The sequence below is a fragment of the Streptomyces sp. NPDC002680 genome (assembly GCF_042889145.1).
Classification (GTDB): Bacteria; Actinomycetota; Actinomycetes; order Streptomycetales; family Streptomycetaceae; genus Streptomyces; species Streptomyces adonidis.
This window is the reverse complement of sequence record NZ_JBIAQP010000004.1, coordinates 193108-218092: the sequence shown is the minus strand read 5'-3', so window position 1 is coordinate 218092 and position 24985 is coordinate 193108. Positions and strand designations below refer to the sequence as shown.

At 69.0% G+C, this 24985-nt stretch carries 23 protein-coding genes and 2 pseudogenes; 12 read left to right on the top strand and 13 right to left on the bottom strand.

All coding sequences use genetic code 11. From position 1 onward, the window contains the following. Nucleotides 1-1266 (top strand): FAD-dependent oxidoreductase, encoded by a 1266-nt coding sequence (locus ACFYXF_RS13285; RefSeq protein WP_389349650.1) that lies wholly within the window; start codon nucleotides 1-3, stop codon nucleotides 1264-1266. Nucleotides 1267-1321: 55 nt separating this feature from the next. Here ACFYXF_RS13285 and ACFYXF_RS13280 read toward each other — a convergent pair whose 3' ends face one another. Beyond that, nucleotides 1322-1528: a hypothetical protein gene (locus ACFYXF_RS13280; protein WP_389349649.1), complete on the bottom strand. Its 207-nt coding sequence runs from the start codon at nucleotides 1526-1528 to the stop codon at nucleotides 1322-1324. A 71-nt stretch (nucleotides 1529-1599) separates the two neighbouring features. Between ACFYXF_RS13280 and ACFYXF_RS13275 the strand changes: the two genes are divergently transcribed. Then, complete coding sequence (locus tag ACFYXF_RS13275; protein WP_389349927.1) at nucleotides 1600-2172, top strand: SDR family NAD(P)-dependent oxidoreductase; 573 nt, start codon at nucleotides 1600-1602, stop codon at nucleotides 2170-2172. Nucleotides 2173-2404: 232 nt separating this feature from the next. Here ACFYXF_RS13275 and ACFYXF_RS13270 read toward each other — a convergent pair whose 3' ends face one another. Next, nucleotides 2405-4120: a cation:proton antiporter gene (locus ACFYXF_RS13270; protein ID WP_389349648.1), complete on the bottom strand. Its 1716-nt coding sequence runs from the start codon at nucleotides 4118-4120 to the stop codon at nucleotides 2405-2407. Between the two features lie 72 nt (nucleotides 4121-4192). On the opposite strand from ACFYXF_RS13270, the gene ACFYXF_RS13265 reads away from it, so the two are divergent. Beyond that, nucleotides 4193-4780, top strand: coding sequence for a TetR/AcrR family transcriptional regulator (locus tag ACFYXF_RS13265; protein WP_389349647.1), 588 nt, complete (start codon nucleotides 4193-4195; stop codon nucleotides 4778-4780). Nucleotides 4781-4851: 71 nt separating this feature from the next. Here the strand turns inward: ACFYXF_RS13265 and ACFYXF_RS13260 are convergent, their stop codons facing one another. The 3 genes from ACFYXF_RS13260 to ACFYXF_RS13250 form a co-directional block, all read right to left on the bottom strand. Next, a complete protein-coding gene (locus ACFYXF_RS13260; RefSeq protein WP_389349646.1) occupies nucleotides 4852-6018 on the bottom strand; it encodes an FAD-dependent oxidoreductase in 1167 nt (388 codons plus the stop codon). 40 nt (nucleotides 6019-6058) lie between these two features. Beyond that, nucleotides 6059-7534, bottom strand: coding sequence for an MDR family MFS transporter (locus tag ACFYXF_RS13255; RefSeq protein WP_389349645.1), 1476 nt, complete (start codon nucleotides 7532-7534; stop codon nucleotides 6059-6061). A gap of 106 nt (nucleotides 7535-7640) precedes the next feature. Continuing rightward, nucleotides 7641-8066 (bottom strand): TetR family transcriptional regulator, encoded by a 426-nt coding sequence (locus tag ACFYXF_RS13250; protein WP_389349943.1) that lies wholly within the window; start codon nucleotides 8064-8066, stop codon nucleotides 7641-7643. On the opposite strand from ACFYXF_RS13250, the pseudogene ACFYXF_RS13245 reads away from it, so the two are divergent. Beyond that, nucleotides 8040-8543 (top strand): annotated as a pseudogene (locus tag ACFYXF_RS13245) (FAD-dependent oxidoreductase); the annotation flags it as partial. The gene ACFYXF_RS13250 and the pseudogene ACFYXF_RS13245 overlap by 27 nt on opposite strands. Nucleotides 8544-8622: 79 nt before the next feature. Beyond that, on the top strand, nucleotides 8623-8964 hold the full coding sequence (locus tag ACFYXF_RS13240; RefSeq protein ID WP_389349942.1) for a hypothetical protein: 342 nt from the start codon (nucleotides 8623-8625) through the stop codon (nucleotides 8962-8964). A 103-nt stretch (nucleotides 8965-9067) separates the two neighbouring features. Here the strand turns inward: ACFYXF_RS13240 and ACFYXF_RS13235 are convergent, their stop codons facing one another. After that, nucleotides 9068-9868: an NADPH-dependent F420 reductase gene (locus ACFYXF_RS13235; protein ID WP_389349926.1), complete on the bottom strand. Its 801-nt coding sequence runs from the start codon at nucleotides 9866-9868 to the stop codon at nucleotides 9068-9070. Between the two features lie 441 nt (nucleotides 9869-10309). Beyond that, a complete protein-coding gene (locus tag ACFYXF_RS13230) occupies nucleotides 10310-10969 on the bottom strand; it encodes an SDR family NAD(P)-dependent oxidoreductase (RefSeq protein ID WP_389349644.1) in 660 nt (219 codons plus the stop codon). A 152-nt stretch (nucleotides 10970-11121) separates the two neighbouring features. Here ACFYXF_RS13230 and ACFYXF_RS13225 point away from each other — a divergent pair, with 152 nt between their 5' ends. Together ACFYXF_RS13225 and ACFYXF_RS13220 are read left to right on the top strand one after the other, a co-directional pair. Continuing rightward, the gene (locus ACFYXF_RS13225) at nucleotides 11122-11685 is read left to right on the top strand and encodes a TetR family transcriptional regulator (RefSeq protein WP_389349643.1); all 564 of its coding nucleotides are present in this window, start codon (nucleotides 11122-11124) and stop codon (nucleotides 11683-11685) included. A 121-nt stretch (nucleotides 11686-11806) separates the two neighbouring features. Further along, complete coding sequence (locus ACFYXF_RS13220) at nucleotides 11807-12184, top strand: MerR family transcriptional regulator (RefSeq protein WP_389349642.1); 378 nt, start codon at nucleotides 11807-11809, stop codon at nucleotides 12182-12184. Between the two features lie 195 nt (nucleotides 12185-12379). Here ACFYXF_RS13220 and ACFYXF_RS13215 read toward each other — a convergent pair whose 3' ends face one another. Further along, nucleotides 12380-13186 carry an enoyl-CoA hydratase/isomerase family protein gene (locus ACFYXF_RS13215; RefSeq protein ID WP_389349641.1) on the bottom strand — a complete coding sequence of 269 codons (807 nt, stop codon included), beginning with the start codon at nucleotides 13184-13186 and terminating at the stop codon, nucleotides 12380-12382. Nucleotides 13187-13712: 526 nt separating this feature from the next. On the opposite strand from ACFYXF_RS13215, the gene ACFYXF_RS13210 reads away from it, so the two are divergent. The 4 genes and pseudogenes from ACFYXF_RS13210 to ACFYXF_RS13195 form a co-directional block, all read left to right on the top strand. Further along, entirely contained in the window at nucleotides 13713-14258 is a 546-nt protein-coding gene (locus ACFYXF_RS13210) for a hypothetical protein (protein WP_389349640.1), read from the top strand. A gap of 349 nt (nucleotides 14259-14607) precedes the next feature. After that, a complete protein-coding gene (locus tag ACFYXF_RS13205; protein WP_389349639.1) occupies nucleotides 14608-16695 on the top strand; it encodes a hypothetical protein in 2088 nt (695 codons plus the stop codon). Between the two features lie 8 nt (nucleotides 16696-16703). Continuing rightward, on the top strand, nucleotides 16704-17450 hold the full coding sequence (locus tag ACFYXF_RS13200) for a hypothetical protein (protein WP_389349638.1): 747 nt from the start codon (nucleotides 16704-16706) through the stop codon (nucleotides 17448-17450). Nucleotides 17451-17942: 492 nt separating this feature from the next. After that, nucleotides 17943-18357 (top strand): annotated as a pseudogene (locus tag ACFYXF_RS13195) (cystathionine beta-lyase); the annotation flags it as partial. A gap of 305 nt (nucleotides 18358-18662) precedes the next feature. Here the strand turns inward: ACFYXF_RS13195 and ACFYXF_RS13190 are convergent. The 5 genes from ACFYXF_RS13190 to ACFYXF_RS13170 all read right to left on the bottom strand — a co-directional run bounded on the left by ACFYXF_RS13190 (nucleotide 18663) and on the right by ACFYXF_RS13170 (nucleotide 23528). Beyond that, complete coding sequence (locus ACFYXF_RS13190) at nucleotides 18663-18929, bottom strand: hypothetical protein (RefSeq protein ID WP_389349637.1); 267 nt, start codon at nucleotides 18927-18929, stop codon at nucleotides 18663-18665. 193 nt (nucleotides 18930-19122) lie between these two features. Continuing rightward, complete coding sequence (locus tag ACFYXF_RS13185) at nucleotides 19123-20097, bottom strand: PDR/VanB family oxidoreductase (RefSeq protein WP_389349636.1); 975 nt, start codon at nucleotides 20095-20097, stop codon at nucleotides 19123-19125. Between the two features lie 19 nt (nucleotides 20098-20116). Further along, complete coding sequence (locus ACFYXF_RS13180) at nucleotides 20117-21307, bottom strand: acetyl-CoA C-acyltransferase (protein ID WP_389349635.1); 1191 nt, start codon at nucleotides 21305-21307, stop codon at nucleotides 20117-20119. A 34-nt stretch (nucleotides 21308-21341) separates the two neighbouring features. Next, a complete protein-coding gene (locus ACFYXF_RS13175; RefSeq protein WP_389349634.1) occupies nucleotides 21342-21947 on the bottom strand; it encodes a histidine phosphatase family protein in 606 nt (201 codons plus the stop codon). A 42-nt stretch (nucleotides 21948-21989) separates the two neighbouring features. Continuing rightward, entirely contained in the window at nucleotides 21990-23528 is a 1539-nt protein-coding gene (locus ACFYXF_RS13170) for an AMP-binding protein (RefSeq protein ID WP_389349633.1), read from the bottom strand. A 193-nt stretch (nucleotides 23529-23721) separates the two neighbouring features. Between ACFYXF_RS13170 and ACFYXF_RS13165 the strand changes: the two genes are divergently transcribed. After that, nucleotides 23722-24966 carry an acyl-CoA dehydrogenase family protein gene (locus tag ACFYXF_RS13165; RefSeq protein ID WP_389349632.1) on the top strand — a complete coding sequence of 415 codons (1245 nt, stop codon included), beginning with the start codon at nucleotides 23722-23724 and terminating at the stop codon, nucleotides 24964-24966. Nucleotides 24967-24985 lie beyond the last annotated feature (19 nt).

Below are 24985 nucleotides of genomic sequence, written 5' to 3'. Positions count from 1 at the left end.
ATGAACACCACAGACTCACCCCGCCCCGACGTTCTCGTCGTCGGCGGCGGAATCGGCGGCTTGTCGGCCGCTCTGGCGCTCACCTCCCAGGGGCTGCGGGTCCGCCTCTACGAGCAGGCCCCCGAGTTCGGCGAGGTCGGTGCGGGCCTGCAGCTCGCGCCGAACTGCACGCGGATCCTGCGCGACTACGGACTCCTGGACGAGGCCGTTCAGCTCGGTGTACTGCCCGAGCACATGGTCATGAAGGATGCCCTGAACGCATCCGAGCTCACCCGGGTCGACCTCAAGGACATGGAACGCCGGTATGGCTCGCCGTACCTCGTGATGCACCGGAGCGACCTGCACGGCGTCCTGCTGCGCGGCTGCGAGCGGGCCGGTGTGGAGCTGGTCACCGGCACGCGCTGCGTGGCCTACGAGAACATCGGGGGCGGAGCGCGCGTCACCTTCGCCGACGGCCGGGCCGATGAGGCCGAGGTCGTCCTCGCCGCCGACGGGCTCCACTCGGTCGCGCGCAAGCTGCTCGTCGACGACGAGCCCGTCAACTCGGCGTATGTCTCCTACCGTGGTGCGGTCCCCTTCGAGCAGGTGCGCACCAACGACGTGCACGAGAAGGACGTCGTGCTGTACGTCGGGCCACGCTGCCACTTCGTCCAGTACCCGCTGCGCGGCGGCGAGATGTTCAACCAGGTCGCGGTGTTCGAGTCGCCGAAGGCCCTGGCCGGCGAGGAGGACTGGGGCACCCCGGACGAACTCGACCGGGCCTTCGAGGGAACGTGCGACCAGGTCCAGAAGGGCCTGCCCTTGATGTGGCGCGACCGCTGGTGGCGGATGTTCGACCGTGAGCCGATCACGAAGTGGGTCGCCGGACGCATCGCCCTGCTCGGTGACGCGGCCCACCCGCCGCTGCAGTACATGGCCCAGGGCGCCGTCATGGCCATCGAGGACGGCTGGGTGCTGGCCCAGCACGTTGCCGCGCAGTACGCGAAGCGGTCCCGGGAGGCGTCCGGTGTCGACTGGGAGGAGGCCCTCGCCGCCTACGAGGCCGTACGTCCCGAACACTGCCGCCGGGTGGTCCTCACCGCACGCTCATGGGGCGCGCTGTGGCACCACGTCGGGGAACAGCGGGAGCAGCGCAATGCTGTGATGCGCTCCCGCGACACCTACGACTACGCCTTCATGGACTGGGTCTACGGCCCCACCGCGCTGACTCCCGACGAGGAGCCGGAGATGTTCACGGCCATCCCACTGGACTCCGTCGAGGTCTGAGACTCACGTGATTCGTGCGCCGCGGGACGCGGATGCCGCGGCGCACGAAGCGGGCTCAGGTTTTGCCCAGAAGCCGCCAGATCCAGTTCTTCTTGGTGCTTGGGGTGCTCGCGGGGTCGCAGGTCCATTGGTGGATCAGGGCTTTGGTCGAGGTGGAGACAGCGGAGACCGCCGTGTTCGAAGGCGGGAGCAGGGTGACGGTGTAACCGTCCCCGCCGTTGTACGGGACGCGCTGCACCACCGCGCGGCGGTCCGGGCCCACTCGATCAAGTTGAACAGGGGGTCCAGCCGCTCTTCGAAGAGGGCAGTCAGGATGTCCTCTTTTGAGACCTCATAACCACCAGGACAGCCCTTGTCACAGGCGGCGCCAGCGGACTGGGTGCAGCCGGCGCCGCGCGGCTGAGGGCCGACGGACTGAAGGTGACGACACTGGACCTCAGCGGTGCCGATGTCTGTGCGGACGTCACCGACGAGGAGGCGCTGCGGCAGGTTGCCGACGCGATCGGGCACGTCGACGTGCTGGTCAACTCGGCCGGCATCGTCGGGCCGAACAAGCCGCTGCTGGAGACCACGCCAGAGGAATGGCGCCTCGTCCTCGACGTCAACGTCCTCGGGACCGCCAACACGATTCGTGTCTTCGCCCCGGATATGCGGGCCCGTGGCTGGGGCCGGGTCGTCAACTTCGCCAGCATGGCCGGCAAGGACGGCAACCCCAACCTGTCGATCTACTCCGCCTCCAAGGCCGCCGTGATCGCTCTGGCCAAGTCCGGGGGCAAGGAACTGGCCACCGTGTCAGCTTCTCCACCGGTGCGGTCTACGACATCAGCGGCGGACGCGCGACGTACTGAACCCAGGGTCATCAGGAACCGGCACCCGCACCAGAGCTGCGGCTGGCGGTGCCGCTGAAGCGGATCACATTCCGGAACGGCATGGGCACCTACGGCGTCCGCGAACTACCGGATGCCTGGTAACAGCACAAGGGTTCTCGGGCGGCTCGACCTGCTGCCGATCCTGCTGGAAGGCGAGGAGACGGGTCCCGCAGCCGCGGCGCTGCCGAGGACCTTTCCATCCAGGCAGTGCGCATGGGGATCGGCTGAGCCGGGGTCCCGCCGAGCTGGAGGGCTCGTCGAGGACGACGCTACCTGTCCGTCATCCGCTGCAGTCTGGCCTCTTCCTTGTCCAGCGCCCGTTGCGCTGTGGCGAGAGCCGACGAACTGTAGGTTCCGCGCGAGCGGGCGATACCCAGCTGGGTTCGCTGTGCGTCCAGCGCCAGTACGCACAACTGTTGGTACTGCCGCTGCAACGGGTCTGCCCCGTCATCCGCCGCCTTGAGGTGATCGACGGCCAGGACCTCGCTGTTGGCACTGCGGGCTCGCGTGACGGTGTCCGGGTCGAACGGCTTGCCGTCGGGGTCGGCGAGGCCGGGGTCGGCCAGCGCTGCGGCTCCGGTGGTGGCCAGTTGTGCGAACAGCTTCTGCTCTTCCTCGCGCAGCCGTTCCCGGTCGTCGCCGGGAACCTTCGCCGCGCGGATGACCGTCGGCAGGGACAGACCCTGGCACAGCAACGTGGTCACTGCGACGACGTAGGCGATCAGGACGAGCTGGGGGCGGTGCGGGGTGTCTTCGGGCAGGGTCTGCGCGGCGGCGACGGTGATCGCGCCGCGCATGCCCGCCCAGCCGAGCACGATGCCGCCGCGCCAGCCCAGGCTCTCGTTCAGGTGGAAGTCGAGGTCCGCTGCCACGCGCTGGGCCCGCTCCCGCAGCCGCTCCTCACGGGCGGGTGTCAGGTGATCCGGCGGGGCCTGCTCGTCGAGCCGGGCGCGGAGCTCGTCGAGGCGTGGCCGCTCGGTGGCCGCTCGGCGCTCCTGGCGTCGGAGTCCCAGGACGAGCGGAGCCACGAAGACGATGCGCACCGCGATCACGAGCGCGGAGGCAGCCAGCCCGAGCAGGACCGCGCTGCCCACACTGGGGCCTGAGTCACTGGCGTCGTCGATCAGTGCCTTCAGGCTCAGGCCCATCAGCAGGAACAGTCCGCTCTCCAACAGGAAGGCGACCGTCCGCCAGTTCACCGTTTCCGTGATCCGGTCCTGTACGCGCAGGCGTGCGGGGCTCCGGTAGCCGGTCACCACGCCCGTGACCACGGTGGCCAGCACGCCGGAGGCGTGCAGTTCCTCGGCGGGCACATACGCGATGAACGGTACGGCGAAGGACACCGCGGTACTGAGCACCGCGTCGTTCAGGCGGGCCCTGATGCGGACGTTCACATGACCGATCACCAGGCCGATGGCCACGGCGACCACCACGGAGTAGACGAAGCTTCCGGCGACGCTCCACAACGACACCGTCCCGGCCATGGCGGCCACCGCGGAGCGCAACAGCACCAGCGAGGACGCGTCGTTGACGAGCCCTTCGCCTTCCAGCGTGGCCAGCAACCGGTGCGGCAGGCCCAGGCGCTTGCCCACGGAGGTCGCGGCCACCGCGTCGGTGGGGCTGATGACGGCGCCGAGTGCGAAGGCGACGGGCCAGCCGATGTCAGGGACGAGCGCGTGGAAGAAGACACCCGCCCCCAGCGTTGTGACCACGACCAACCACACAGCCAGGGTGTTGATCGCTCTGAAGTTCCGCCGGAAGTCGTTGGCCGGCATGTTCACCGCCGCGGAGTACAGCAGCGGCGGCAGCACGCCGGCCAGGATCCACTCCGGTTCGATCGACACGTGGGGAACTCCGGGAACAAAGCTCAACGCCGCGCCCACCACGACGAGGCTGAGAGGTTCGGCCAGGCCCAGGCGTTTGGAGAACATGGCGACGGCAACCATGCTGATGACGCCGACGACAGCTACAACGGTGGGTTCCACCTATCCTCCGCATCCCGTACGTGTAACGGTTGCATTTTGCGGGCCGTTCGCTCTTTTGGCTAATCTTCCGTCATGACGGAGCACCAGATCGGACGACGTGAGCGCAAGAAGGCACAGACCCGGAAGGCGCTGTCGGACAGTGCCGTGCGTCTGTTCATCGAGCGGGGCTACGACCAGGTGAGCCTGAAGGACGTGGCCGAGGCCGCTGATGTGGCGGTGAGCACCGTCTTCAAGCACTTCCCGGCGGGCAAAGAAGCCCTCATCTTCGACGAGGACGCCGACCGGGAGGCGTCCCTCGTCGCCGCAGTGCGTGAGCGGGACGCCGGCCAGTCGATTCTCGACGCCCTGCGTGACTACCTCGTCGCGCAAGGCGTGGAACGCAGGGCCCACCCTGACTTCGCGCCCTTCGTCACCCTCGTCGAGTCGACTCCGGCACTGAGCGACTACGCGCGCCGCATGTGGCGGCGTCATGAGGCCTCGCTGGCTGCGGCGATCGCCGAGGAGACGGGTGCATCGGCCGATGACCTCGCCACTCGGGCCTTGGCGCACTACGCGATCGAGGTGTTGTTCCTGGTCCGCGGCGACGGCTCCTCGGTCGAGGCGCAGATCAACACGGTCTTCGATCTGCTGCGACGGGGTTGGGGAGACCTCGGCAAGTAGCGCGGCGGCTCAGCCTTGTTGCAGGGCCCGACCGGATCTGAGTGCCCTGCAACGGTGGCGCGGCGCGGGGGTTACTCGCCCGCTGCTTCGTATTGGCGCATCAGGGCCTCGAACTGGCGCGAGCCGTCGGGCGAGACAAGCAGGTCGAGATTGTTGGCGGACTCCTGGGCCATCTCGGTGGAGCGGGGGAAGAGGTCCTTCTCGTAGGCGGCCGCGGCCGTGGCGAAGTCGCCGTCGGCCTCGACGATGGCCAGAGCCAGCTCGGCCGCGTCCCGCATGGCGAGGTTCGCGCCTTCACCGGCGAACGGGGACATCAGATGGGCGGCGTCGCCCAGCACCGTGACGCCCGGGGTGGGCAGCCAGGTCAGGCCGATGGGCAGCATGTAGATCGGCCGTGGCAGGATCACGTCGTCGCTGCGCAGGATGAGCTCCTGCAGCTGAGGGGCCCAGTCGGCGAAGTGTCCGCGGATGGCTTCGCGGGCCTGGGCGGGCCGGCCGAACGGGATGCCGCTGGCGGTGGTGAGCCAGTCCTCGTCGCAGCGGAAGGCGATGTAGGTGCGGATCCGGCCGTCGCCGTTGCGCTGGGGCAGGATGCCCTTGTTGTCCGCGAGGGCGTACAGGCTGCCGTGGCCCACGAACGCGGAGATCTCCGGGTGGGTGTGGTCGGCGTCCGGAATGCCCATCTCGATGAAACTCACGCCCGTGTACGAGGGGGTGGCATCCGTCAGCAGTGGCCGCACGTGGGACCAGGCGCCGTCGGCGCCGACGAGCGTGTCGCACTGAGTCGTCGAGCCGTCGCTGAAGTGGAGCTCGTGGCGGCCGTCCTCCAGCGGCCGAACCTGCTTGAGGTGCTTGCCCCAAACGACGGAGTCGGGGTCGACGGAGTCCATCAGCACATCGCGCAGCGCGCTGCGATCGACCTCGGGGCGTTCCATGTTCTCCTCGCCCTCGACCTCGTCTCGCAGCACGTCACCGTCCTTGGTGAGCAGGCGCAGAGACTGGCCTTCGGGCCGGGCGATGGAGAAGAACTCCTTCTCGAGGTCGGCCTGGCGCATGGCCCACTGCCCGGACTCGGGGTGCAGGTCGAGTGTGCCTCCCTGGCTGGGGCGCGCGTTGCGGGCGGCGTCGGCCTCGTAGAGGGTGACGCCGATCCCGTTGACCTGGAGGACCCGAGCGAGCGTCAGGCCGCCGAGGCCGGCGCCGACGATGGTGATGTGGGGCGTGGTCTTGTTCGCCATGACGTTCCTTGTTTCTTGTCGTGCGAGGGGAGCGGACGGATCAGGCGGCGGCCGGCGCCGTGGTCTTGGCGGGGGTGTCCTCGGACGGGGCACGGCCGCCAAGGGGCACTTCCTTGATGAACCACGAGATGGCGAAGCCGACGGCGCAGATCACCGTGGTCGCAAGGAATACCTGTGCGATCCCTTGTGCGAAGGCGCTCAGGTACGAGTCCCGGTCGGCCGGGGAGTGTCCCTGCGTCGCCTGGGTGAAGATGGAGCTGAACACGGCCACACCGAGTGAGCCACCCAGGGTGCGGAAGAGAGTGGTGGCGGAGGACGCGGCACCCATGTCCTTCAGCTCCACGCTGTTCTGGGCGACGGTCGTCGACAGTTGCATCGAGAAGCCGAGGCCCATGCCGAGCAGGCCCATGTAGATCCCGACCGGAAGGCGTCCGGTTCCCGCGTCGACGGTCGAGAGCAGTGCCGCGCCGAGGGTGAGGCAGATGGCGCCGAGGATGAAGAAGATCTTGTATTTGCCCGTATCGGACATCACTTTGCCCACTATCTGCGCGACGACGAGAAGCGGCAACATCATCGGTAGCAGGAGCAGACCCGATGAGGACGCCGACTGGCCTTGGACGGTCTGCTGGAACAGCGGCAGGTAGAGCACCGCGCCGAACATCACCACTCCGGTGACGAGGGCCGAGGCCGTCGCGAGAGTGAGGTTGCGGCTGCGGAACAGCGTCAGTGGTAGTACGGGTTCCACCGTCCGGCGCTCGATGGCGATGAAGGCGGCGAGCGACCCGGCGGCAACGGCGGCGAGACCGATGATCTGCGGGGAGACCCATGCGTAGGTACTCCCGGCCCAGGTGGCCAGCAGAACCATGGAAGCGATCGTGATCGCCATGGTCAGGATTCCGGCGTAGTCGATCCGGACCTTCTGGCGCGTGGCCGCCGGCAGCACGAGCGCCCACCAGCACCACGCCAGGGACAACAGCCCGAGCGGGATGTTGATGTAGAAGGCCCACCGCCAGCTCAGGTGATCGGCGATGACGCCTCCGAGGAGGGGGCCGCCGATGGTGCCGACGGCCATCGTCACGGCGATCATGCCCTGGTAGCGGCCCCGCTCGCGCGGCGGCAGCATGGCGCCGATGAGCGCGAAGGCCCCGACGGTGATCCCGCCCGCGCCGAGTCCCTGCAGGGCCCGGAAGCCGATCAGTGTCGGCATCGACCACGCCGCCCCGGCGAGCAGGGACCCGCCGATGAAGAGGGCGATCGAGGCGAGGAATACGCCCTTGCGGTTGTAGAGATCGCCGAGCTTGCCCCACACCGGCGTCGAGATGGCCGACGTCAGGGTGTAGGCCGTCACGACCCAGGACATCTGGTCCAGGCCTCCGAGGTCGCGGACGATCGTCGGCATCGCCGTGCCGACGATCGCGTTGTCGAGCATCGCCAGCAGCATGGCCAGCAGGACGCCTGCGAGGACGAGTCGCATAGAGCGTTGCTGCTTGCTGCCGGGCACATCAACCGCGGTCATGACTGTCACCTCCGTGCGCGTGATGGGCACCCCGAAGGTGCATCGCTTCCGAAAGTGTAACCATCACATGTTCGTAGTGATTGCGCGGGAGAGTGAGACGCCGGTCTCAGTGGGGTGGCTTCGGTTTGCCGTCCGGGATGTCCATGCCCGTGGTCGACCAGCCTCGGCTCAGCAGGTCGAACAACTCCACGATGGCTGTGGCGGGGGCGGTGTATCCGCGCGCCACAGCCGGGATGTCCAGGGTGAAACGGGCGAGGCCGGTGACGGCAACGGAATCGGCAGGAAGGCCGGTGGCTTCGGAGATGGCCCCGCTCAGGGTCTTCTCGTGGCGCAACCACATGCGGTGCGCGTAGTCACGTAGTGCCGGAGTGGCCTCGATCAGGGTGAACACGGGATCGTTGGCGTGAAGGTGCGTGCGAGTGCGTATGAGGTGGTCGCGGAGCGCTTGCAGTACGGACTGGTGGTGGGGGCGGTTCTGTACGGCGTCCACCAGGGCGCTCTCGAGATGCTGGTCCTCCAACATCTCCACCACTTCGGCACCGGCGTGACCCCGCGGCCCCACATCGTCGTCGTCGGGGCGTCGCAGGCCGGCTGCGCCTGTGCCGCCGCGCTACGGGGCTTCGGCTTCGACGGTGAGATCACCCTGCTCGGTGACGAACACCACCGGCCCTACACCAGGCCGCCGTTGTCGAAGGGCGTCCTGGTCGGTGCCGAACCCGACCACAGTGTCTTCCTGCCCGTCCTCGACGACGTCTCGATGCTCGGTGGTGTCGCCGCGGTCGGCCTCGATCGTTCGAAGAACGTCGTCGAGCTGGCAGGTCGTCAAAGCCTGTGCTACGACGGTCTGGTCATCGCCACCGGCGCCCGCGCCCGCCGTCTCATCCATGGGGGACACCGCGAGCTCACTGTGCGCATCCTCGACGACGCCCTCGACTTGCGGCAGCGAATGGACGGCGCGAGGGAGGTCGTCGTGGCAGGTGGCGGCTTCCTCGGCATGGAGGTCGGTTCCTCGGCCGCAAGCCTCGGGAAGTCCGTCACCGTCGTCGACGGGGTCAGTCCGCTGGTCGGCCGTCTCGGCTGCCGGCCTCGTGGCCGACCGGCCGCGGCTGTTGCTCATCTCCGACAGGGGCTTCGCCTCCAAGGAGTTCGAGAACGACCTCGCCCTGCGCGGCATCACCCTGTTGCGCCCGTCGTTCAAGCGGGAGAGGAAGCGTAAGGGCGAGGGGCTGCTCAAGTCGATGCGGCAGCTGATCGAGTCGGTGAACGACACGTTGAAGGGCCAGTTGGACCTGGAGCGGCACGGCGGCCGCACCTTCGAGGGCGTCGCCGTCCGCGTCGCCCAGCGTGTCCTCGCAATGGCCGCCGCGATCTGCCGCAACCACAAGACCGGCGCGCCGATCACGCGATCGCTGGTCGCATTCGATCACTGAAAGCGTGCCAGAGACACTGAGCAGTTCCCTTCCCAACGCGCCTGCATGGCAGTCCCGTTGGTAGTGAGCGGGGGCTCGGCCGTGCCGTCGGGCGGATCGCCGGCTACTTCATCTGGAAACCTGCGGGCCCGCGCACTGCGGCGGCGGCGAGCCCCTTGACCCGGGCGGCGGGCACGGGCACGCCGGGCGCGTCCTTGATCCAGGCCACGAAGTCCTTGGGGGCGAGGCCGGACGGCGGTTGTCCCACGTACGGGATGGCGAACAGCGGGGTGTTGGGTTCGCAGCGCCAGCTGTCGGCCAGCGTGCCGAGGTCCACCGGGTCGAAGCCGAGGATGTCCAGCAGGCCGGCCACCTCTTTCTTTGCGCCCGGGTCGTCGCCGAACAGCGGCAGCGCGCTGCGGTTGGTGGTTCCGGCCGGGAGCGACAGGTCCACCAACTGCTTCATGCCGATGCACTGCAGTGCCTTCACGACTCGCGCGCCGGTGAGGTGGCGCTGCACCAGTTCGCTGGAGGTCGCCTTGGTGCTGTCGAGCTCCGGGATGTTCCAGTCGGGCCTCGGCGCGTAGTTCATCGGGTCGATCACGGTCTTGCCGACGAGCTCCGCCTGGGGCAGCTGCTCGTGGGCGGCCAGCGGCACGGACGCGATGACCAGGTCACCGGCGCTCGCTGCTTCGGCCGGGGTGGCCGCGCGGGCCCGCCGGCCGAGCTCGGCGACGAGACCGGCCAGCGTTTCGGGGCCGCGTGAGTTGCTCAGGACAACGTTCAGGCCGGCGTCGACGGCGCGACGGGCAACCGCGAGGCCGACGGCGCCGGTGCCGATGACGCCGAGGGTTGTTGTGCTCACTTCTGTTTGTTCTCCGTTCGGATTTCCCGCGTTGCGGCATCCGGTGTGGGAATGGCCGATCCGGCGGGCTCGTACCCATCACAGCTGGGCTGACCTGCGCGAACGATGACGAGAAGCGCGCGGTGGCGATCGCGGTGTGTGATGGATAGGGAAGATGGACCTGAGGGCGCTGCAGTATTTGGGTGCCCGTCGCCGGTGGGCTGTAATTCGGGTGCGCGGCGCAACGGCCGCGCAACGTGCAACCGACGGTGAGACACCTCGCCGGTCGCGAACGCGAGGTGGGCGTGTGTCTGCTTGATCGCGCCTCATGCCGGTACGGCTCACCCGGCTGGCGAACGGGTGCTCGCTGCGACCCGCGAGTCATTCGCTGGCGGCGGCCCCGGTGCGGGGGACTGCCGGAGAGCCGACGGCCGTCCTGTGGATTGTGGCGGCGTCCTGCGGCGCGGTACGACACGATCGCCGTTTCCGTCTTTCCCGCCTCGGCCCTGAGTGTGCCCGCTGTCAGGCGTAGACGAGCTCGGCCTGCCACTGGTCCTGCGGCTGGTGGTGCAGGTCGAGATAGACCGAGGCCAGGGCCTCAGGGGCGAAGCGCGGGTCCTCCCCTCCGATCATGCCGGAAACGGTGACTGTGGAAGCGTGCACGCCCGAGTCGCGCTGGTCGTCGTGGAGGGCCTGGACGTAGGCGCGCAGCGCGGCCTTGCCGACCGACAGCGTGGTGTATTCGGGCGAAGGGTGGAGGGCGAATCCGCCGCCGGTGAAGAGCAGACTGCCCCGGCCGTCCCGCAGGAGGGGAAGGACCGTCTGGGCGGCGACCACGGCACCGGTGACGTTCACCGCGAGGGTCTGCGCCCAAGCAGTGGCGTCCTGCCCCGTGGGTGTGTCGGTCTGCAGTACTGCTGCGTTGTAGGCGAGTACCTCCGGCGCGCCGAGGTCGTTCACAGCCTGGCCGAGTGCGGCCCGCAGGGCTTCGGGGTTACCGGCATCGGCCTGGTAGACGCCTGCCGTGAAGCCCTGGATGGTCAGCTCGGTGGCGTACTTGTCGAGGCGTTCCGCGTCGCGGCCGAACAGCGCGACCGGGTGACCGTCACGCGCGAAAGCCTCCGCGAGCGCCAGGCCGAGGCCGGGGCCGACACCGATGATGAGGGCGGTTCCTTTGCTCATGTTTCTGCTCTTCTCCTTGTCGGTCATGTCTGCTTGTCGCATCTGACCTCGTGCCGTACGACCAGTCCGCCGTCGGCCGACATGTTAGTCTCCAGGTGTTGACTATAGGGTCGGAACCATCGTTAGTCAACGACTGGAGACTAAGGAGTGGCATGGTCGGCAGACGACCTCGGAACATCGAAGCGACGCGCACCGCGATCCTCGAAGCGGCGCGGCGGCTCTTCACCGAGCATGGCTACGGCGGGGTCGGCGTCCGCGAGATCGCCGAGAGCGCCCAGGCGGACAAGGCGCTGATCACGCGTTATTTCGGATCCAAGGCGGGACTCTTCGCCGAGGCCGTGCCCGCGACGTTCGCTCCCGGCGCTCTGGTCGAGGGCGACCGGGCCGACTTCGGGCGGCGGATCGCGACACATATCGTCGAGTACAGCGCCGCCCTCGACTTCGATCCGATGGCCGCCACGATCCGGTCCCTTCCGGACCGGGACGCTTCCGAGCAACTGCGTGCCGGCTTTGAGGAAAAGTACATCGCACCGCTCGCCGAGTGGATCGGTGGCGACGACGCCCCCCGCAGAGCGGCTTTGCTCGTTGCTCAGATGATGGGCATGACCATCGCGGTCAACGTGCTGTCCTTGACCCCTCTGACCGACCTTGGGAAGGACGAACTCATCGATCTCCTGGCCCCGATCTTCCAGTCGCTGGTGGAAGAAACCGGATAGCAGCCGCCCCCTTGACCGCCCGACAGCGCGGGCTCGATCAGTGGTCTCTTGGCGGCGCCCAGCGGGGCCGCGCTGAAGGGACCGTGAATTCTGTGAAGCAGAACTCGGCCGGGAGGGCCTTGTGCGAATAGGGGAACTCGCGTCACGCGTCGGAGTCAGTGTCCGGTCCTTGCGCTACTACGAGGAGCAGGGGCTGCTGACCAGTACCCGCAGCCCCAGCGGGCAGCGGCACTACACCGAGGACGAGGTCGAGCGGCTGGCATTCATCCAGCAGATGTACGCGGCGGGCCTGTCCAGCCGCACCATCGCCGAGCTGCTGCCCTGCGTCGACACGCCCAGCGAGGAGCACTCCGACTCCGCGCTGGAGCGGATGGCACTGGAGCGCGAGCGGCTCTCCGCGCACATCGCCGACCTCGTGCGGACCAGGGACACACTCGACGGGCTGATGGCCACGGCCCGGGCCCACCGGGAACGACTGGGGAAGGTTGCGGCCCGCTGAATGGCGGGCCCCGAGCCACCGCCGTGACCGACCGAACGGACCGAAACGCGGCGGACAGCAGAGCCATCCGGCGCCGCTAGACAGGGGAAGCAACCTCGAGCCACCAGGAGGCCCTGCCGTTGTGCCCCCACCGCCGCGGGATCACCCGGACAGAGACTCTGTCCGACGCGGGCATCCGTCCTCGGGCGGCGGGTGTCAGCCGCGAGGAGGCTGCGAGCGGAGGAGGCCGTCGATGAGGCTCTCCATGTCGAGTTCGCCCTGACGAGTCTGCGCCCCAGCCTCGAGGGCGGCGTGCAGAAGTGCGGCGACCTGCGGGTTGACAATCTGCCGCAACAGCTTGTTCTCCTCTTGCAGTCCGTCGCGCACCGACAGAACGATGCCCGAGTCGACCGCCTGCTTGGCCACCGAGACCGCTTCGGGCGGGAAGGATGCGATCCGCTGAGTGAGCCGCTCCACGAACCCGTCGAGCTCGTCCGCGGGCAGCGCCCGGTTGATCAACCCGTACCGCTCGGCGAGTGCGGCGTCGAAGGCATCGGCGCCGATGATCACCTCGAGCGCACGCGACCGTCCCAGGAGCCGGGGCAGGTACTGCGAGCCTCCGCCACCCGGAAAGATGCCGAGACTCACCTCATTCTGGGAGAACAGGGCGGTGTCGAGCGCCGCGTACCGGAGGTCGAGGGCAGAGATGAACTCGATGCCCCCGCCGCGGGTTCGTCCGGCGATCTTCGCGATCGTCAGCTGCGGCAGGGTCCGGTAGCTTTCGTGCAGTTCCTCGATGAAGTTCAGCGCGCCGTCCTGGAGCAGTTGCTCCAGCACAGTCGTGTCGGCCATGTCCACGTGGGCGTAGAAGTAGTCGGGATCGGCGCTGTCGAACACGATGACGCCCACGGTGTCGTCGGTCCGGACCTCGGTGCTGAACCGGGCAAGGTCGGAGAGCAGCGCGTGATCGCCGAGATTCATCGGCGGATTGTCGATCGTGACCCGCGCGATGCGATCGCTCACCTGGATCCGCAGGGCCTTGTATCCGTCGTAAGTCATGCGACAACTCCTGCACAGAGCACTTCGGGGTACCCGACGTGTATCGCCGGCCCGTCTCCTCACGCTAAAACCTGACGTCAGTGTGAGAGGCAAGCCCGTTGGAGGCCCAGGCGAAGAGATGATTCAGGAACTGCTTCAGCCGGGTCCCGTGCGCCCCTGAGGCTTGGAGCCGGCGGTTGGCACTCGTCAGGGTGAGCGCCTGCGCGCGCAGGCGTGGGAAGCCTGTAAGCGGTGCCGTTTCGGTCGTACCTGACTGGGGCCGGGGCGAGTCCCCGGGCGGCTCGTGTGGGGTGACGGGCCAGGTCGACGGGCAGGTGGTCGGCACCTATGGGAATGCGCCCATTGTTGGCTCCAGGTTTCACGCTGAGTACACCTTTCAGGTCACCTTTCGCCAATAGCTCTGTTTGTCATCCGATCATGCTGCATCGTGTGTGCGTGCACCTTCGTACCGTGATGTTCGGTATGAGGGGAGATCGCAAGGGGGATTGCAGTGACTGACGTGTTGGGATTCCCGGTGTTGGCCGCCTCGGCTCTCACGCAGGCCATCGGGTTCCTCTACCGCCGGGCCGAGGCCGTCCTCGACCGCCGTGCGGAGAGCAGGAGTTCACCCGAACCCCGTCCGCCGGAGACGGTTCCCGAGGTGGTCGTCGGAGACCCCGGCCACATGTCGGACTTCGAGCCGGGCAATGTGACGGACGAGCGGGCCGAGCGGCTCGAATCCCTGATGGAGATGCTCGGGCTGTATGCCGAGCACGAACACCTCGTCGACGGTCAGGACGAGCGGCTGCGGCGCACGCTCGGCAGGCTCCGCGCCCTCCTCGAAGAGGTGTACGGCCGCCGCATCACCTTCGTCGGCGAGGAACGGCCCGCGAGCGGAATGCGCATCGTCAACAAGGTCGTAGACGTCCACGGCGTCTCGCGCGCGTTGAAGGCGCGCCGCGTGTCCAGTACGGCGAACGTCGACGTCGAGCACACGGCGGAGGTCGTGCATCCCGGCGCGGAGATGACCAGCGTCGAGATCGAAGACCTTCTCTAGACGCAAGGTCGCAGACCACGAACTGCACGATCACTGACGGGGGGCGTACGTGGAACCTGCCATGCCTGAAGACCCTTTCGAGTTCACCCGCGCCGTTCGGCCTGTAGCCAGTGGTGATGGGTCCGCTGATGTACCGGTCCCGCCGTGGAACGAGCAGTCCGGGGCGGGACCTGCCCCGGCTGGGGCCGACGACGGAGCACGCCAAGATGTTTCCTCGCGGGCCGACGTCGGCGGCGGCTGGCCGTTGCCGGGAACCATGGCTACGGCGCCCGGGGTGGACGTGGCCAAGCCAGATCCTGGAACGTCGGGCGACGAGGAAGATGATCCCAGGGTTCGAGAGGCGCAGCGGATGCTCCGGGCCGCAGTCGCCGACCTGCGACAGGAGGCCCTGTTCAACTTCGGTGAGATGACCGCGGTGAAACTCACCGCTGTCCTGGGCCAGTTGTTGGATCACTCGGAACTCCCCGGTCGCTACCTGGAGACCGTCCGCGCGGTGTTCGCCGAACCCGACGGTTATGACACGGTGTACGAGACGTTCGAGGAACCGGGAGCGGTGCTGGTCCTGCCTCGGGAGCCCGGGGCAGGACGGACTTTCACCGCTCATGCCCTCCTGGCCGATCTGCACCAACGCACGGGAGCGAGGGTCGGGCCCCTGAGCTTCGGGAGCACTGGCCGCTTCCCGCTGCGGTACCTGCCGCGAGAGGAAAACGCGGGGTACCTGCTGGAGCTCCCCGCCGACGAGGAGGCCTTCGCCGTCAGCAGCGATTTCGGCGCGATGCTCTACGACATCCAGCGGGTTCTGCGGAAGTGCTCCTCGCGGCTGATCGTGCTGACCATGCCGGAGCAGTGGCAGCGCATCCGAGGAGACGCCCCGCCTGGAGTCGTTCCCGAACTGGGCTTTCCGGAGTCGGCGAAGGTGGCCCAGGCATGGCTTGCCGCCGAGGCGCCGGACTTTGACGCGGCACGCTGGCTCGCCGATGCGCGTATCGCCGACCTCTTGAAGGGCCAGTCGCCCTCCGACGCCCTCCAGACCGTCGGCCTCATCCTCAAGGCGGAGCAAGCCAAGACCCCTGTGGAGAAGTCCGAAGCGGACCCGGACGGGTTCAACGCCAAGGTGCTGAACGTGGTCAGGGCACGCACCGCCTGGCGCGAGGAACTTCTCACATGGCACACGAAGCCCGGCAGGACGAGCTTCGAGCGGAACTTCCTGCTGGTTGCCTCGCTGTTCAGGAATGCGACCGTCGCCCACGTGTACGTGCAGACCGCCGAACTCTGCCGCCGCTTCAAACAACCCGTCACCCTTGATGGGCAGGAGGAACCGGGCGTCGTCGAGCTGGTGGCGGAGATCGAAGCCGAACTCGATCCCACCTACGACACGATCGATTTCGGCCGACCCGGGTGGGACGACGCCGTCCTCAGCTACTTCTGGATCGACCGTCCCATGGCCCGCCAGACCTTCCTGACCTGGATGGCGGAGGCGCCCACGACCAAGACCAACGAGTTCCTGGAGTCGTTCACGAAAGACGAACGACTGCTGCTGGCGAACCGTGTCGGTGCCTTCGCCGTGCGCTGGGCCACCCGCCACCGGAAGGCGGACCCTCTGGAGGGGATCGTTTCGGCCTGGCGCCGGGACGACGACCTGTGGAAGGCGGCGACCGACCTTGTCTCCGCCGCCGCACTCCATCCGACGATGGGGCGGTTCATTCACGAACTGCTGCTGCGCTGGTCGAAGAGCAAGGACAACGCGGCACTGCGAAAACTGGCGGTAGACGTCTGCGCCGGCGAGTTCGGCCGCCGCTACACGGGAAAGGCGCTGCTGCGCCTGGGACATGCGGCTGGGTCGGCGGACCCCGGAGTACAGGAGTCGCTGCGCGCCGCGGTACGCACCATCTGGTCCGACCCCAGCGCTCGCGAGAATCTCTTCGCCTCGATCACCCAGTGGTGTGCGCCCGGCTCCGACCGCCTTGTCTCGGGCCGCCGCTCCTTCGCCGCTCTGGCCACCCTGGCCTCCGGCGAAGACGGCGACGGCGTACCGGTGCTGCTCCCGGGCGCGAGTGAGGACGGTGAGTTCCAGGCCTCGGTCGAGGACCTGTCCATCGGCTGGAGCGCACTGCTGTCCTCGGGTGATGACGAGGAAGACCCCGCAAACGCACTCAACCTGTGGATGGACACGGCCCACCGCCGACCAGAGCTTCGGCCCCTGGTGTTCAGCGTGCTCCGAGGAGCTCTCAGCGCACCGGATCCGGAACTCGCACGCTCCCTGCGTCACCGGCTGCATGACCTGCTGTACGCGTGGCAGCCCTTCCCCGCCCCCGACGCCGAGCCCGGCCGCGTTCGCCTGCGGCACGAACTCACCGATCTCCTCTCCCACGACCGGAGCAGGGCCGTCGCCAAGTACCACCCCCGGACGGCAGGCCGTGCCCCGGAGACCGTATGAGTCCGCTGATGCGCAGAGACCCTTCCAACGGTATGGGCACCCTCCGGAATGCCTGGGTCCGGGAGTTCCGCGATGTCCTGGACAGCAACGAACACGGCCTCGCGTTCAACGCCACCATCCGCGTCGAATGGCGGCGGCACGAGAGCGAGCCGGGCAGGACGACCTCCTACGAGGACGTCGGACGGGCAGTACGAGGCGTAGCGGAGGAACTCGCCGCACGCCGCAGTGTTCTACGGGCCGAGGCCACCGAGCAGGACATCAACCACGAATTGAGAAGCCGTAACCCGCGTCTCGTTGAGGGCATCGAGATCCTGGCAGCGCACGTCTCTCTGCACGTCGACGAACACACCCGAACCAGCGCCGAACGCATGGCCCAACTGCGCCGAGAAGAGACACTGGCGGAAATCGCACGCCGCCAGACCACGGCACGGATCCGCTTCATGCAGGACGAGATTCTGCGCACCCCGGCCACGGCACGGCTCTACCTGATGCTGGAACAGACCGCGCACCACGGCTTCCTGCCCCCAGGTGTCGACGCCGACCAGATCGTCCGGGACGTCCAGCAGTGGCACCCCGAGGCGAAGTGGGTGGTCGTCGCCCAACTGCTGCACACCTTCCTCAGCAACCTGACACCTAAGGACGGCAACGACCTCCTGCACACCTTGCGTCTTCTGTTCCTGGAGTACGGAGAAAAGGAGCTTGCCGAGCAGCTTCCTGCTGACATGGGCGGTTCAGATCACGAGCGGCCGGCGTGAGGCCGGGCAGGGAGACCCGTCTGATCCTTCTCCGCCTTCTGCTGTCGCCCCGTACGAGCTGGCGAGCCTGCAGGGTGATGTTCCGTAACCGGACCCCGCTCAGTTTCGATGCCGCGTGGCGTCGCGCACAGGTGCGCGGGCACCCTGACGAGGTTCCGTACCTGCTCCATGGCCATCGGGTGGACTCTGACAGCGAAGTCGAAGCCGACGAACGGCACCGAGATCCGTCAGGACCTCATGATCCCCAAGGCAGGCCCTGAACTGGAGTTGTTGCACGGCGTGTACCGGCCTGCTGAAGCGGGGCACCCGGCACATCGCTCTCGTGCCAGCCCAGAAACTTTCGCTGTGGCTGGGGAACGGACTGGAGAGTGACGCGAATACGGTGGTGACGTCGCACTGGGGAGCCGGTTACTCGTGGGATGTGTCGGGCGGGGCGACCGAAGCCCTGCCCGACAGGTGCGTCCTGGTGGCGGGCGCGGCCGGTACCCGTGACCCCCCTTCTACGCCTTCATCACCCATGGCGACCGCGGGATCATCGAAGCGCCGCTCGGGCAGGACGGCAGGATCAGCCTGGAGAGCCTCGGAGAGACGTTCCGACGAGCCAGGGAACGGAACGCAAGGGGCTCGCCGGTACGGGGTCCGCGTCGTCGCCGACGAGATCCACGCCCCGCTCGTGCTCCCTGGCGCCAGGTCCACGCCCTACCTGAGCGTGCCCGGCGCCGAGGATGCCTTGTCGCTCATGTCAGCGACCAAGGGCTGGAACCTCGCCGGAGTCAAGGCGGCGCTCGCCCTCGCAGGGCCGGAGGCAGTCGCTGATCTGCGCCGGATGCCCGCAGAGGTCCACCTCGGTGCCCGCTGTCTGGGCGTCATCGCTCACACGGCGGCTTTCCGCCACGGCGACGCATGGCGCATCGCCTTCCCCGAGGCGTCCATCCCCGGTTTCCCGATCTGGACGGCGCTCCGTGCGCCGATCCACAGCCACCAACCCACTCGCCCGCCCGCTGCACACTGATGGCCGAAGCCGAGCAGGTGCACATCTCGGCCTACCCGCCGCCGGATTCGAACTGCTCCGCAAGGTGATCCTGCTTCAGTGACCCTCCGCGACCGCTCCCAGAGATCTGGGACAGAGCCCCATGAACGACGTCACAGCCAGCCGCCTGCTGCCCACCGCCCGAGGTCGGCCAGTGCCTGGAGTGAGGGGAGCGATCCTCTCTACTGGTAGCCGTCGTGGCTCGTCATGTCGTGATGGCAGTTGTAAGTGGTGCACGGGTGATCGGGGGTGCCTTGGAATGCGGTGCAGCGACAGAGGAGGCAGCGGTTGGGGTGGGTGCCGGGGCCGCGGTGCAGGCCGCTGGCGTCCAGCCGTGAGTTCGCGCTCTCTGCGAAGCTGCGCATCCGCTTCTTGAGCTCAGTGAAGTCGGCTTCGTTCTGTTCGAAGGCTTTCTTCTGGTCGTCTGTGAGGTCGTCCTCGGATCGCATGGGTGCTCCCAACGCAGGGTCGGGTCTGTTTCCTGCCTCCACCATGGCCCGGTGACCCAGGGCCTGCATGTCGACTGGCCGCGGTCGGACGAACGGCAGCGGCGGGGGAAGGCGAACCGCTCCTGTGCGGAGCCGTTGGTTGTCGAACCAGTCGTTCAGCGTGCTGATCTCCGGTCGCCGGAGGCGATCGCCGTCACAGGTCGAGGACCAGGCGAGGCCCGAACGAGCGGGAGACGCAGATGAGCATGGTGTCGCCGGCGGCCCGCTCGTCCTCGGTCAGCAGCGAGTCGCGGTGGTCGGGCCTGCCGTCGAGTACGTCGGTCTCGCAGGTGCCGCACGTACCTTCCCGGCAGGAGAAGTCGATGGCGATTCCGGCCTCCTCCACGGTTTCGAGCACCGAGCGGCCCGCCGGCACGGTGAGAGTGACCCCGGAACGGGCGAGCTCCACCTCGAACGCCTCGGCCGGAGCGGTGGAGGAGGCCGCCCGGGCCGGGGCGAACCGCTCCACGCCCAGCGTGCCCGGGGGCCAGTCCGCGCACCGCTCCTGCACGGCTCGCAGCAGGGGTTCGGGACCGCAGGCGTGCACCAGCATGTCCTCCTCGGGCACACCGAGGTGGGCGGCGAGGTCCAGCAGGCCGTACTCGTCCTGCGGACGGACCAGGACACGCTCCCCGTGCGGGGCGAGGCGGTCCAGGAACGCCATCGAGGTCCGGGTGCGGCCGCCGTACAGCAGACGCCAGTCCGCCCCGGCGGCCTCGGCGGCCTCGACCATGGGAAGGATGGGCGTGATACCGACGCCCCCGGCGATGAACAGCTGGCGTGCGGCGGGCCGCAGCGGGAAGTTGTTCCGCGGTCCGCGGACCCGCACGGTGGCGCCCACGTACAGCCGGTCGTGGACGTACGCCGAGCCGCCCCGGCCCCCCGGCTCGCGCAGCACGGCGATCTGCCAGGCATCGCCTTCCGCCGGGTGTCCGCACAGGGAGTACTGACGGATCAGATCGTCGCCGTCCTCGCCGTCCAGGAGTACGTCGATGTGGGCGCCCGGGGTCCAGGCGGGCAGCGCACCGCCGTCGGGGCGGCGCAGGGTGAGGGCGACGACGCCCTCCGCGGCGAGGGTGCGGGCGGCCACCGTGAGGGTTGTCTGGGCCGGGGGCAACTGGTCGTTCATGGTGGTTCAGCTCCGGGGTTCAGGCCTGCGTCGGTACGTGCAGCAACAGCGCGTCGCCCTGGCCGCCGCCCCCGCACAGGGCCGCCGCGCCGTTGCCGCCTCCGCGCCGCCGCAGTTCGGCCGCGAGAGTCAGCACCAGCCGGGCTCCGGTCATGCCGACCGGGTGCCCGAGCGCGATCGCTCCGCCGTTGACGTTCACCCTGTCCAGGGGGATGTCCAGCTCCCGTACGGAAGCCAGGGCCACTCCGGCGAACGCCTCGTTGATCTCGAACAGGTCCACGTCGGCGGCCTTCAGCCGGCCGTCCCGTGACAGCGCGTCGCGGACCGCCCCCGCCGGCTGGACGAGCAGCGAGGGATCGGGGCCCGCGACCGTGCCGTAGGCGCCGATCTCGGCGAGCGGTGTCAGGCCCTCGCGCCGGGCGCGCTCCGCGCTCATCACGACGACGGCCGCGGCGCCGTCGGAGAGCTGTGACGAGTTGCCCGCGGTGATGGTGCCCGCGCCGGAGAAGGCAGGCTTCAGGCGGCCCAGGCTCTCGGCGGTGCTTGCAGGCCGTACGCCCTCGTCGGTGTCGACCACCGTCTCGCCCCGGCGGCCGGTCACGGTGACGGAGGCGATCTCCTCCGACAGCGCGCCCGACTCCTGTGCACGGGCGGCCCGTTGGTGGGACAGCGCGCTGTACTCGTCCTGTTCCTCCCGGGTCAGGGCGAACGGCTGCTGGTAGCGCTCGGTGGCCGCGCCCATGGAGATCCCGTCGAAGGCGCAGACCAGAGCGTCGCGGTCCAGGGCGTCCTCCACCGCGGTCGAGCCGTACTTCCAGCCGGTGCGTGATCCGCGCAACAGGTGCGGGGCGCCCGACATGGACTCCATGCCTCCGGCGACGACCACCTCGTGACGGCCGGAGGCGATCATGAGGTCGGCCAGGGCGATGGCGTGCAGACCGGACAGGCAGAGCTTGTTGACGGTGCTCGCGGGTACGGAGAACGGAATGCCGGCCCGGATCGCGGCCTGGCGTGCAGAGTTGGGGCCGGTCCCGGCCTGCACGACATGCCCCATGACGACGGCCTCCACGGCCGCCGGGTCCAGGCGGACGGCGGCGAGGGCCGCGCCGATGGCGTGGGCGCCGAGGTCGACCGCGGACAGGGTGCTCAGGGCGCCCATCAGCTTGCCGATGGGCGTTCTGGCTCCGGCGACGATGACGGATCCGGGCATGACCGGAACCTCCTGGGTGGGTGTGGTTCGGAAGTCAGGCGACCGGCTCGACGGCACGTTCGGCGATCATGTGGGCCGTCTCGTTCACCGAGTGCAGAACGATCCGCCCGCCGGGCATGCGCCGCACCCGGCTGACGGACGTGTAGCCGGGGTGGAACCAGAACATCGTGGGCAGGCCGAGCACCGTCGCCAGATACGTGTTGGTGATGCCGCCGTGGCACACGGCCGCGACCCGCCCGCCGGGATGGGCGTCGAGGATGGTGTCCATGGCCCGCACGGCACGCGCACGAAAGGCGTCCCAGTCCAGGTCGGGCACGAAGTCCTCGTAGCGTCCTTCGCTGAGCGCCACCGCCCGGGGGTCGTGCGCGCCGATCTGCTCCGGTGGTGTGTAGGGCTGGGACACGTCCGTGTCCCACTCGCGCAGGTCGTCGAGGACGGTGGCGGTCATTCCGGTGAGGCGCTCCAGAGGCGCCGCGGTCTCCCGGGCACGCCGGAACGGGCTGACGTACAGGGCGTCGAGGCCCTCGTGCGCGAGCCAGGCGGCGAGGCGTTCGGCCTGAGCGGTGCCTTCAGGCGACAGCCCCGGGTCGAACACGCCCGCCATGGGGAGGCCGTGCCGGATGAGGAGGAGTTCGGTCATGGACGATCCTTCGTGCGCAAGGGAGAGGGCGGGAGGGGTGGGTCAGCCGGCGATGGTCCGTTCGGAGCTCCAGTACGGGCGGCGCATCGCGCGTTTGTCGAGTTTGCCCATCGCGTTGCGCAGGAGTTCGGGAACGAACTCGTACGACTTAGGGCACTTGTAGGCGGCGAGGCGCTCGCGGCAGAACCGGTCCAGCTCGTCGGTCGGCGGCTCGTCCCCCGCCACCACGACCAGCGCCCGCAGTGCCTCGCCGAAGTCCCGGTCGGGCACGCCGATCACCGCGAGTTCGACGACCGCCGGGTGCTGCCGCAGCACCGCCTCGCTCTCGGCCGGGTACAGGTTCACGCCGCCGGAGACGACGACGTCCGCGGCCCGGTCGGTGATGAAGATGAAGCCGTCCGCGTCGACGTAGCCGATGTCGCCGAGCGTGAAGACGCCGGGGGAGAGGTAGGCGGCCTTGGTCTTGTCCGGGTCCGCGTGGTAGCGGACGCCCTGGTCGTCGGGCGCCCGGAAGGCCAGCAACCCGCGTTCGCCGGGCGGCAGTCGCCTGCCGTCGTCGTCGGTGACCAGGACCTCGAACGGGGGCCGGACGCGCCCGACCGAGCCCGGATGCGCCAGCCACTCGTCGCTGTCGATGCGGGCGACGGTGCCCGCTTCACTGGCGCCGTACGACTCGCTCAGCACCGGCCCGAACCAGTCGATCATGGCTCGCTTCACGTCGGTCGGGCACGCGGAGCCGGTGTGGGAGACCTGCCGCAGGCTGGAGACGTCGTACCGGGCGCGGACCTCGTCCGGGAGGGCGAGCAGCCGTTGGAAGTGGGTGGGCACCATCACCGTCGAGGAGACCCGCCACTTCTGCACCCGGCTGAGGAACGTCTCCGCGTCGTACCGGCCGAGAACGACCACCGGCCGACCGGCCGCCAGATGCCGCAGTGAGGTCAGCGGCGCGTTGTGCTGCAGAGGGCCGCACACCAGATGCGGTCCCGGCGGGAACCCGGGCCGGGCGGACATCGCGGCGAGGTAGGCCGAGCTGTCGGCGACCGGGCCGCTCACCCAGCGCACCTCGGTGCCGCGCGCCCGCCCGGTGGTACCCGAGGTGTAGACGAGCGGAGGCCGGGCGGGCCGGCCCGTCGGGAAGGTGCGCGCGGCGGGCGCGGAGGCCAGCCACAGCTCCCAGTCGAAGGCGTGCCCGGTCTCCGGGGTTCCGTGCGTCACGACCGGCAGACCCAGTTCCCGGGCCGCGTCGAGAGCGGCGCCCGCGCCGACGGGACCGGCGATGATCCCGGTCACGCCCGCGTCGATGATCTGGTCGACCAGTTCGCCCGAGGTGAGGTTCCGGGACGTGGCCACGGTCCCCACACCGGCGCGCAGGCCCGCCAGATGGGCCACCAGCGTCGGGATCGCGTTGTCGCCCAGGACGGCGACCCGGTCGTCGGGGCCGGGCGCGAACTCCAGCAGCCGGGCCGCCGCCCGCGCCACCTGGTCGGCGAGGGCGGACCAGGACAGGACGCCCAGGTCGTCCGCCAGGGCGGGCTCGTCGGGTGTCTCCTGGGCGCGACGGTCGAGTGGCAGCAGCGACATGGCTCCTCCGGCGGCTCCGCGGGCCTCTCCCGATTCGAGGGGAGAGGGGATGCGGAGACTGTAGCGTTTATCAAGAAAGTACGGAACACTCTGACCCCAGACGGAGCTATTCCCGCATGGTTCAGCGGGATAGGAGCACACGCCCACTTCCCGTTACTGAATCTGTCGTCTGGTAAGTGACCGAGGAGGAGCCATGTCCCAGCCCGATCCGGACGCATGGCGCACACAGGTCCGGCAGTGGCTGGCCACCGTGCTCGAACCGGCGCGCTCGCCGGAGTCCGCCGGAGAGGCCGCCGACCTCGCCGTGTTCCACAACCTCCCGGAGGACGAGGAACGCCTGCTGCTGGAGCGCTGCCGCGCCTACCAGCGGGCCCGCTTCGACGCCGGCTACCAGGCGCTGACCCTCCCCACGGACAAGGGGGGCGCGGGCCTGACCGCCGCCCACGTGGCCGTCTTCACCCAGGAGGAATCCGCCTTCGAGGTGCCGCCGTCCACCGAGCTGATCAGCGTCACCGTGCGCCTGGTCGCGATGGCCGTCTCCCTGTTCGGGACGGCCGGGCAACTCCGCGACCATGCCCGCGCGTTCCTGCGCACCGACCTGCTCGCCTGCCAGCTCTTCAGCGAGCCCGGCGCCGGATCCGACCTCGCGGCCGTACGCACCCGAGCCCGCCAGGACCGGGACGGCGACGACTGGGTGATCGACGGTCAGAAGGTGTGGACCTCGGGCGCCCAGTTCGCCGACTACGGCCTGCTGCTCGCCCGTACCGACCCGGACGTCGTCAAACAGGCCGGCATCACCGCCTTCCTGGTCCCGATGGACGCCCCCGGAGTGGAGGTGCGCCCCATCCGCCAGATGAGCGGCGGCGCCTCCTTCAACGAGGTGTTCCTCAGCGGCGTACGCGTCCCGGACCGGCTCCGGATCGGGCGCCCGGGCCAGGGCTGGGAGGTCGCCACCACCACCCTCGCCTTCGAACGGACCGCCTCCGGAAGCGGCAACCGCCGCAAGGGCGGCACCTTCACGGACGTCCTCGCGCTCGCCCGCTCCCTCGGCCGCACCTCGGACCCACTGGTCCGCCAGCGCCTCGCCGACCTCTACGTACGTGCCGCCCTGCGCGCGGCCACCGTCGACCGCGTCGCCAGGACGAGCGCCGCCGGCGGCCGGCCGGGTCCGGAGGCGTCGTTGACCAAGCTCATGGCCTCCGACCTGCTCACCCGCACGGGACAGGTCGCCACCGAGCTGATGGGAGCGCGGATCAGCGCCGACACCGGGGAACCGGGGACCTTCGCCTGGACCCAGCATCTGCTCGGTGCCCCCGGCTACCGGCTGGCCGGAGGCACCGACCAGATCCAGCGCAACCTGATCGGCGAACGGGTGCTGAAGCTGCCGCCGGAGCCACGGGTGGACCGGGCGCCGTTCTCGCAACTCCCCGGCAACTAAGAGGCCTTACTCACAAAGG

Coding starts and splice junctions, on each gene's coding strand:
- ACFYXF_RS13180 (WP_389349635.1), bottom strand. CDS start 21,307: ATGCCCGGATCCGTCATCGTCGCCGGAGCCAGAACGCCCATCGGCAAG.
- ACFYXF_RS13230 (WP_389349644.1), bottom strand. CDS start 10,969: ATGAGCAAAGGAACCGCCCTCATCATCGGTGTCGGCCCCGGCCTCGGC.
- ACFYXF_RS13260 (WP_389349646.1), bottom strand. CDS start 6,018: ATGGCGAACAAGACCACGCCCCACATCACCATCGTCGGCGCCGGCCTC.
- ACFYXF_RS13285 (WP_389349650.1), top strand. CDS start 1: ATGAACACCACAGACTCACCCCGCCCCGACGTTCTCGTCGTCGGCGGC.
- ACFYXF_RS13175 (WP_389349634.1), bottom strand. CDS start 21,947: ATGACCGAACTCCTCCTCATCCGGCACGGCCTCCCCATGGCGGGCGTG.
- ACFYXF_RS13255 (WP_389349645.1), bottom strand. CDS start 7,534: ATGACCGCGGTTGATGTGCCCGGCAGCAAGCAGCAACGCTCTATGCGA.
- ACFYXF_RS13205 (WP_389349639.1), top strand. CDS start 14,608: ATGCTCCGGGCCGCAGTCGCCGACCTGCGACAGGAGGCCCTGTTCAAC.
- ACFYXF_RS13165 (WP_389349632.1), top strand. CDS start 23,722: ATGTCCCAGCCCGATCCGGACGCATGGCGCACACAGGTCCGGCAGTGG.
- ACFYXF_RS13265 (WP_389349647.1), top strand. CDS start 4,193: ATGACGGAGCACCAGATCGGACGACGTGAGCGCAAGAAGGCACAGACC.
- ACFYXF_RS13185 (WP_389349636.1), bottom strand. CDS start 20,097: ATGAACGACCAGTTGCCCCCGGCCCAGACAACCCTCACGGTGGCCGCC.
- ACFYXF_RS13225 (WP_389349643.1), top strand. CDS start 11,122: ATGGTCGGCAGACGACCTCGGAACATCGAAGCGACGCGCACCGCGATC.
- ACFYXF_RS13170 (WP_389349633.1), bottom strand. CDS start 23,528: ATGTCGCTGCTGCCACTCGACCGTCGCGCCCAGGAGACACCCGACGAG.
- ACFYXF_RS13190 (WP_389349637.1), bottom strand. CDS start 18,929: ATGCGATCCGAGGACGACCTCACAGACGACCAGAAGAAAGCCTTCGAA.
- ACFYXF_RS13200 (WP_389349638.1), top strand. CDS start 16,704: ATGCGCAGAGACCCTTCCAACGGTATGGGCACCCTCCGGAATGCCTGG.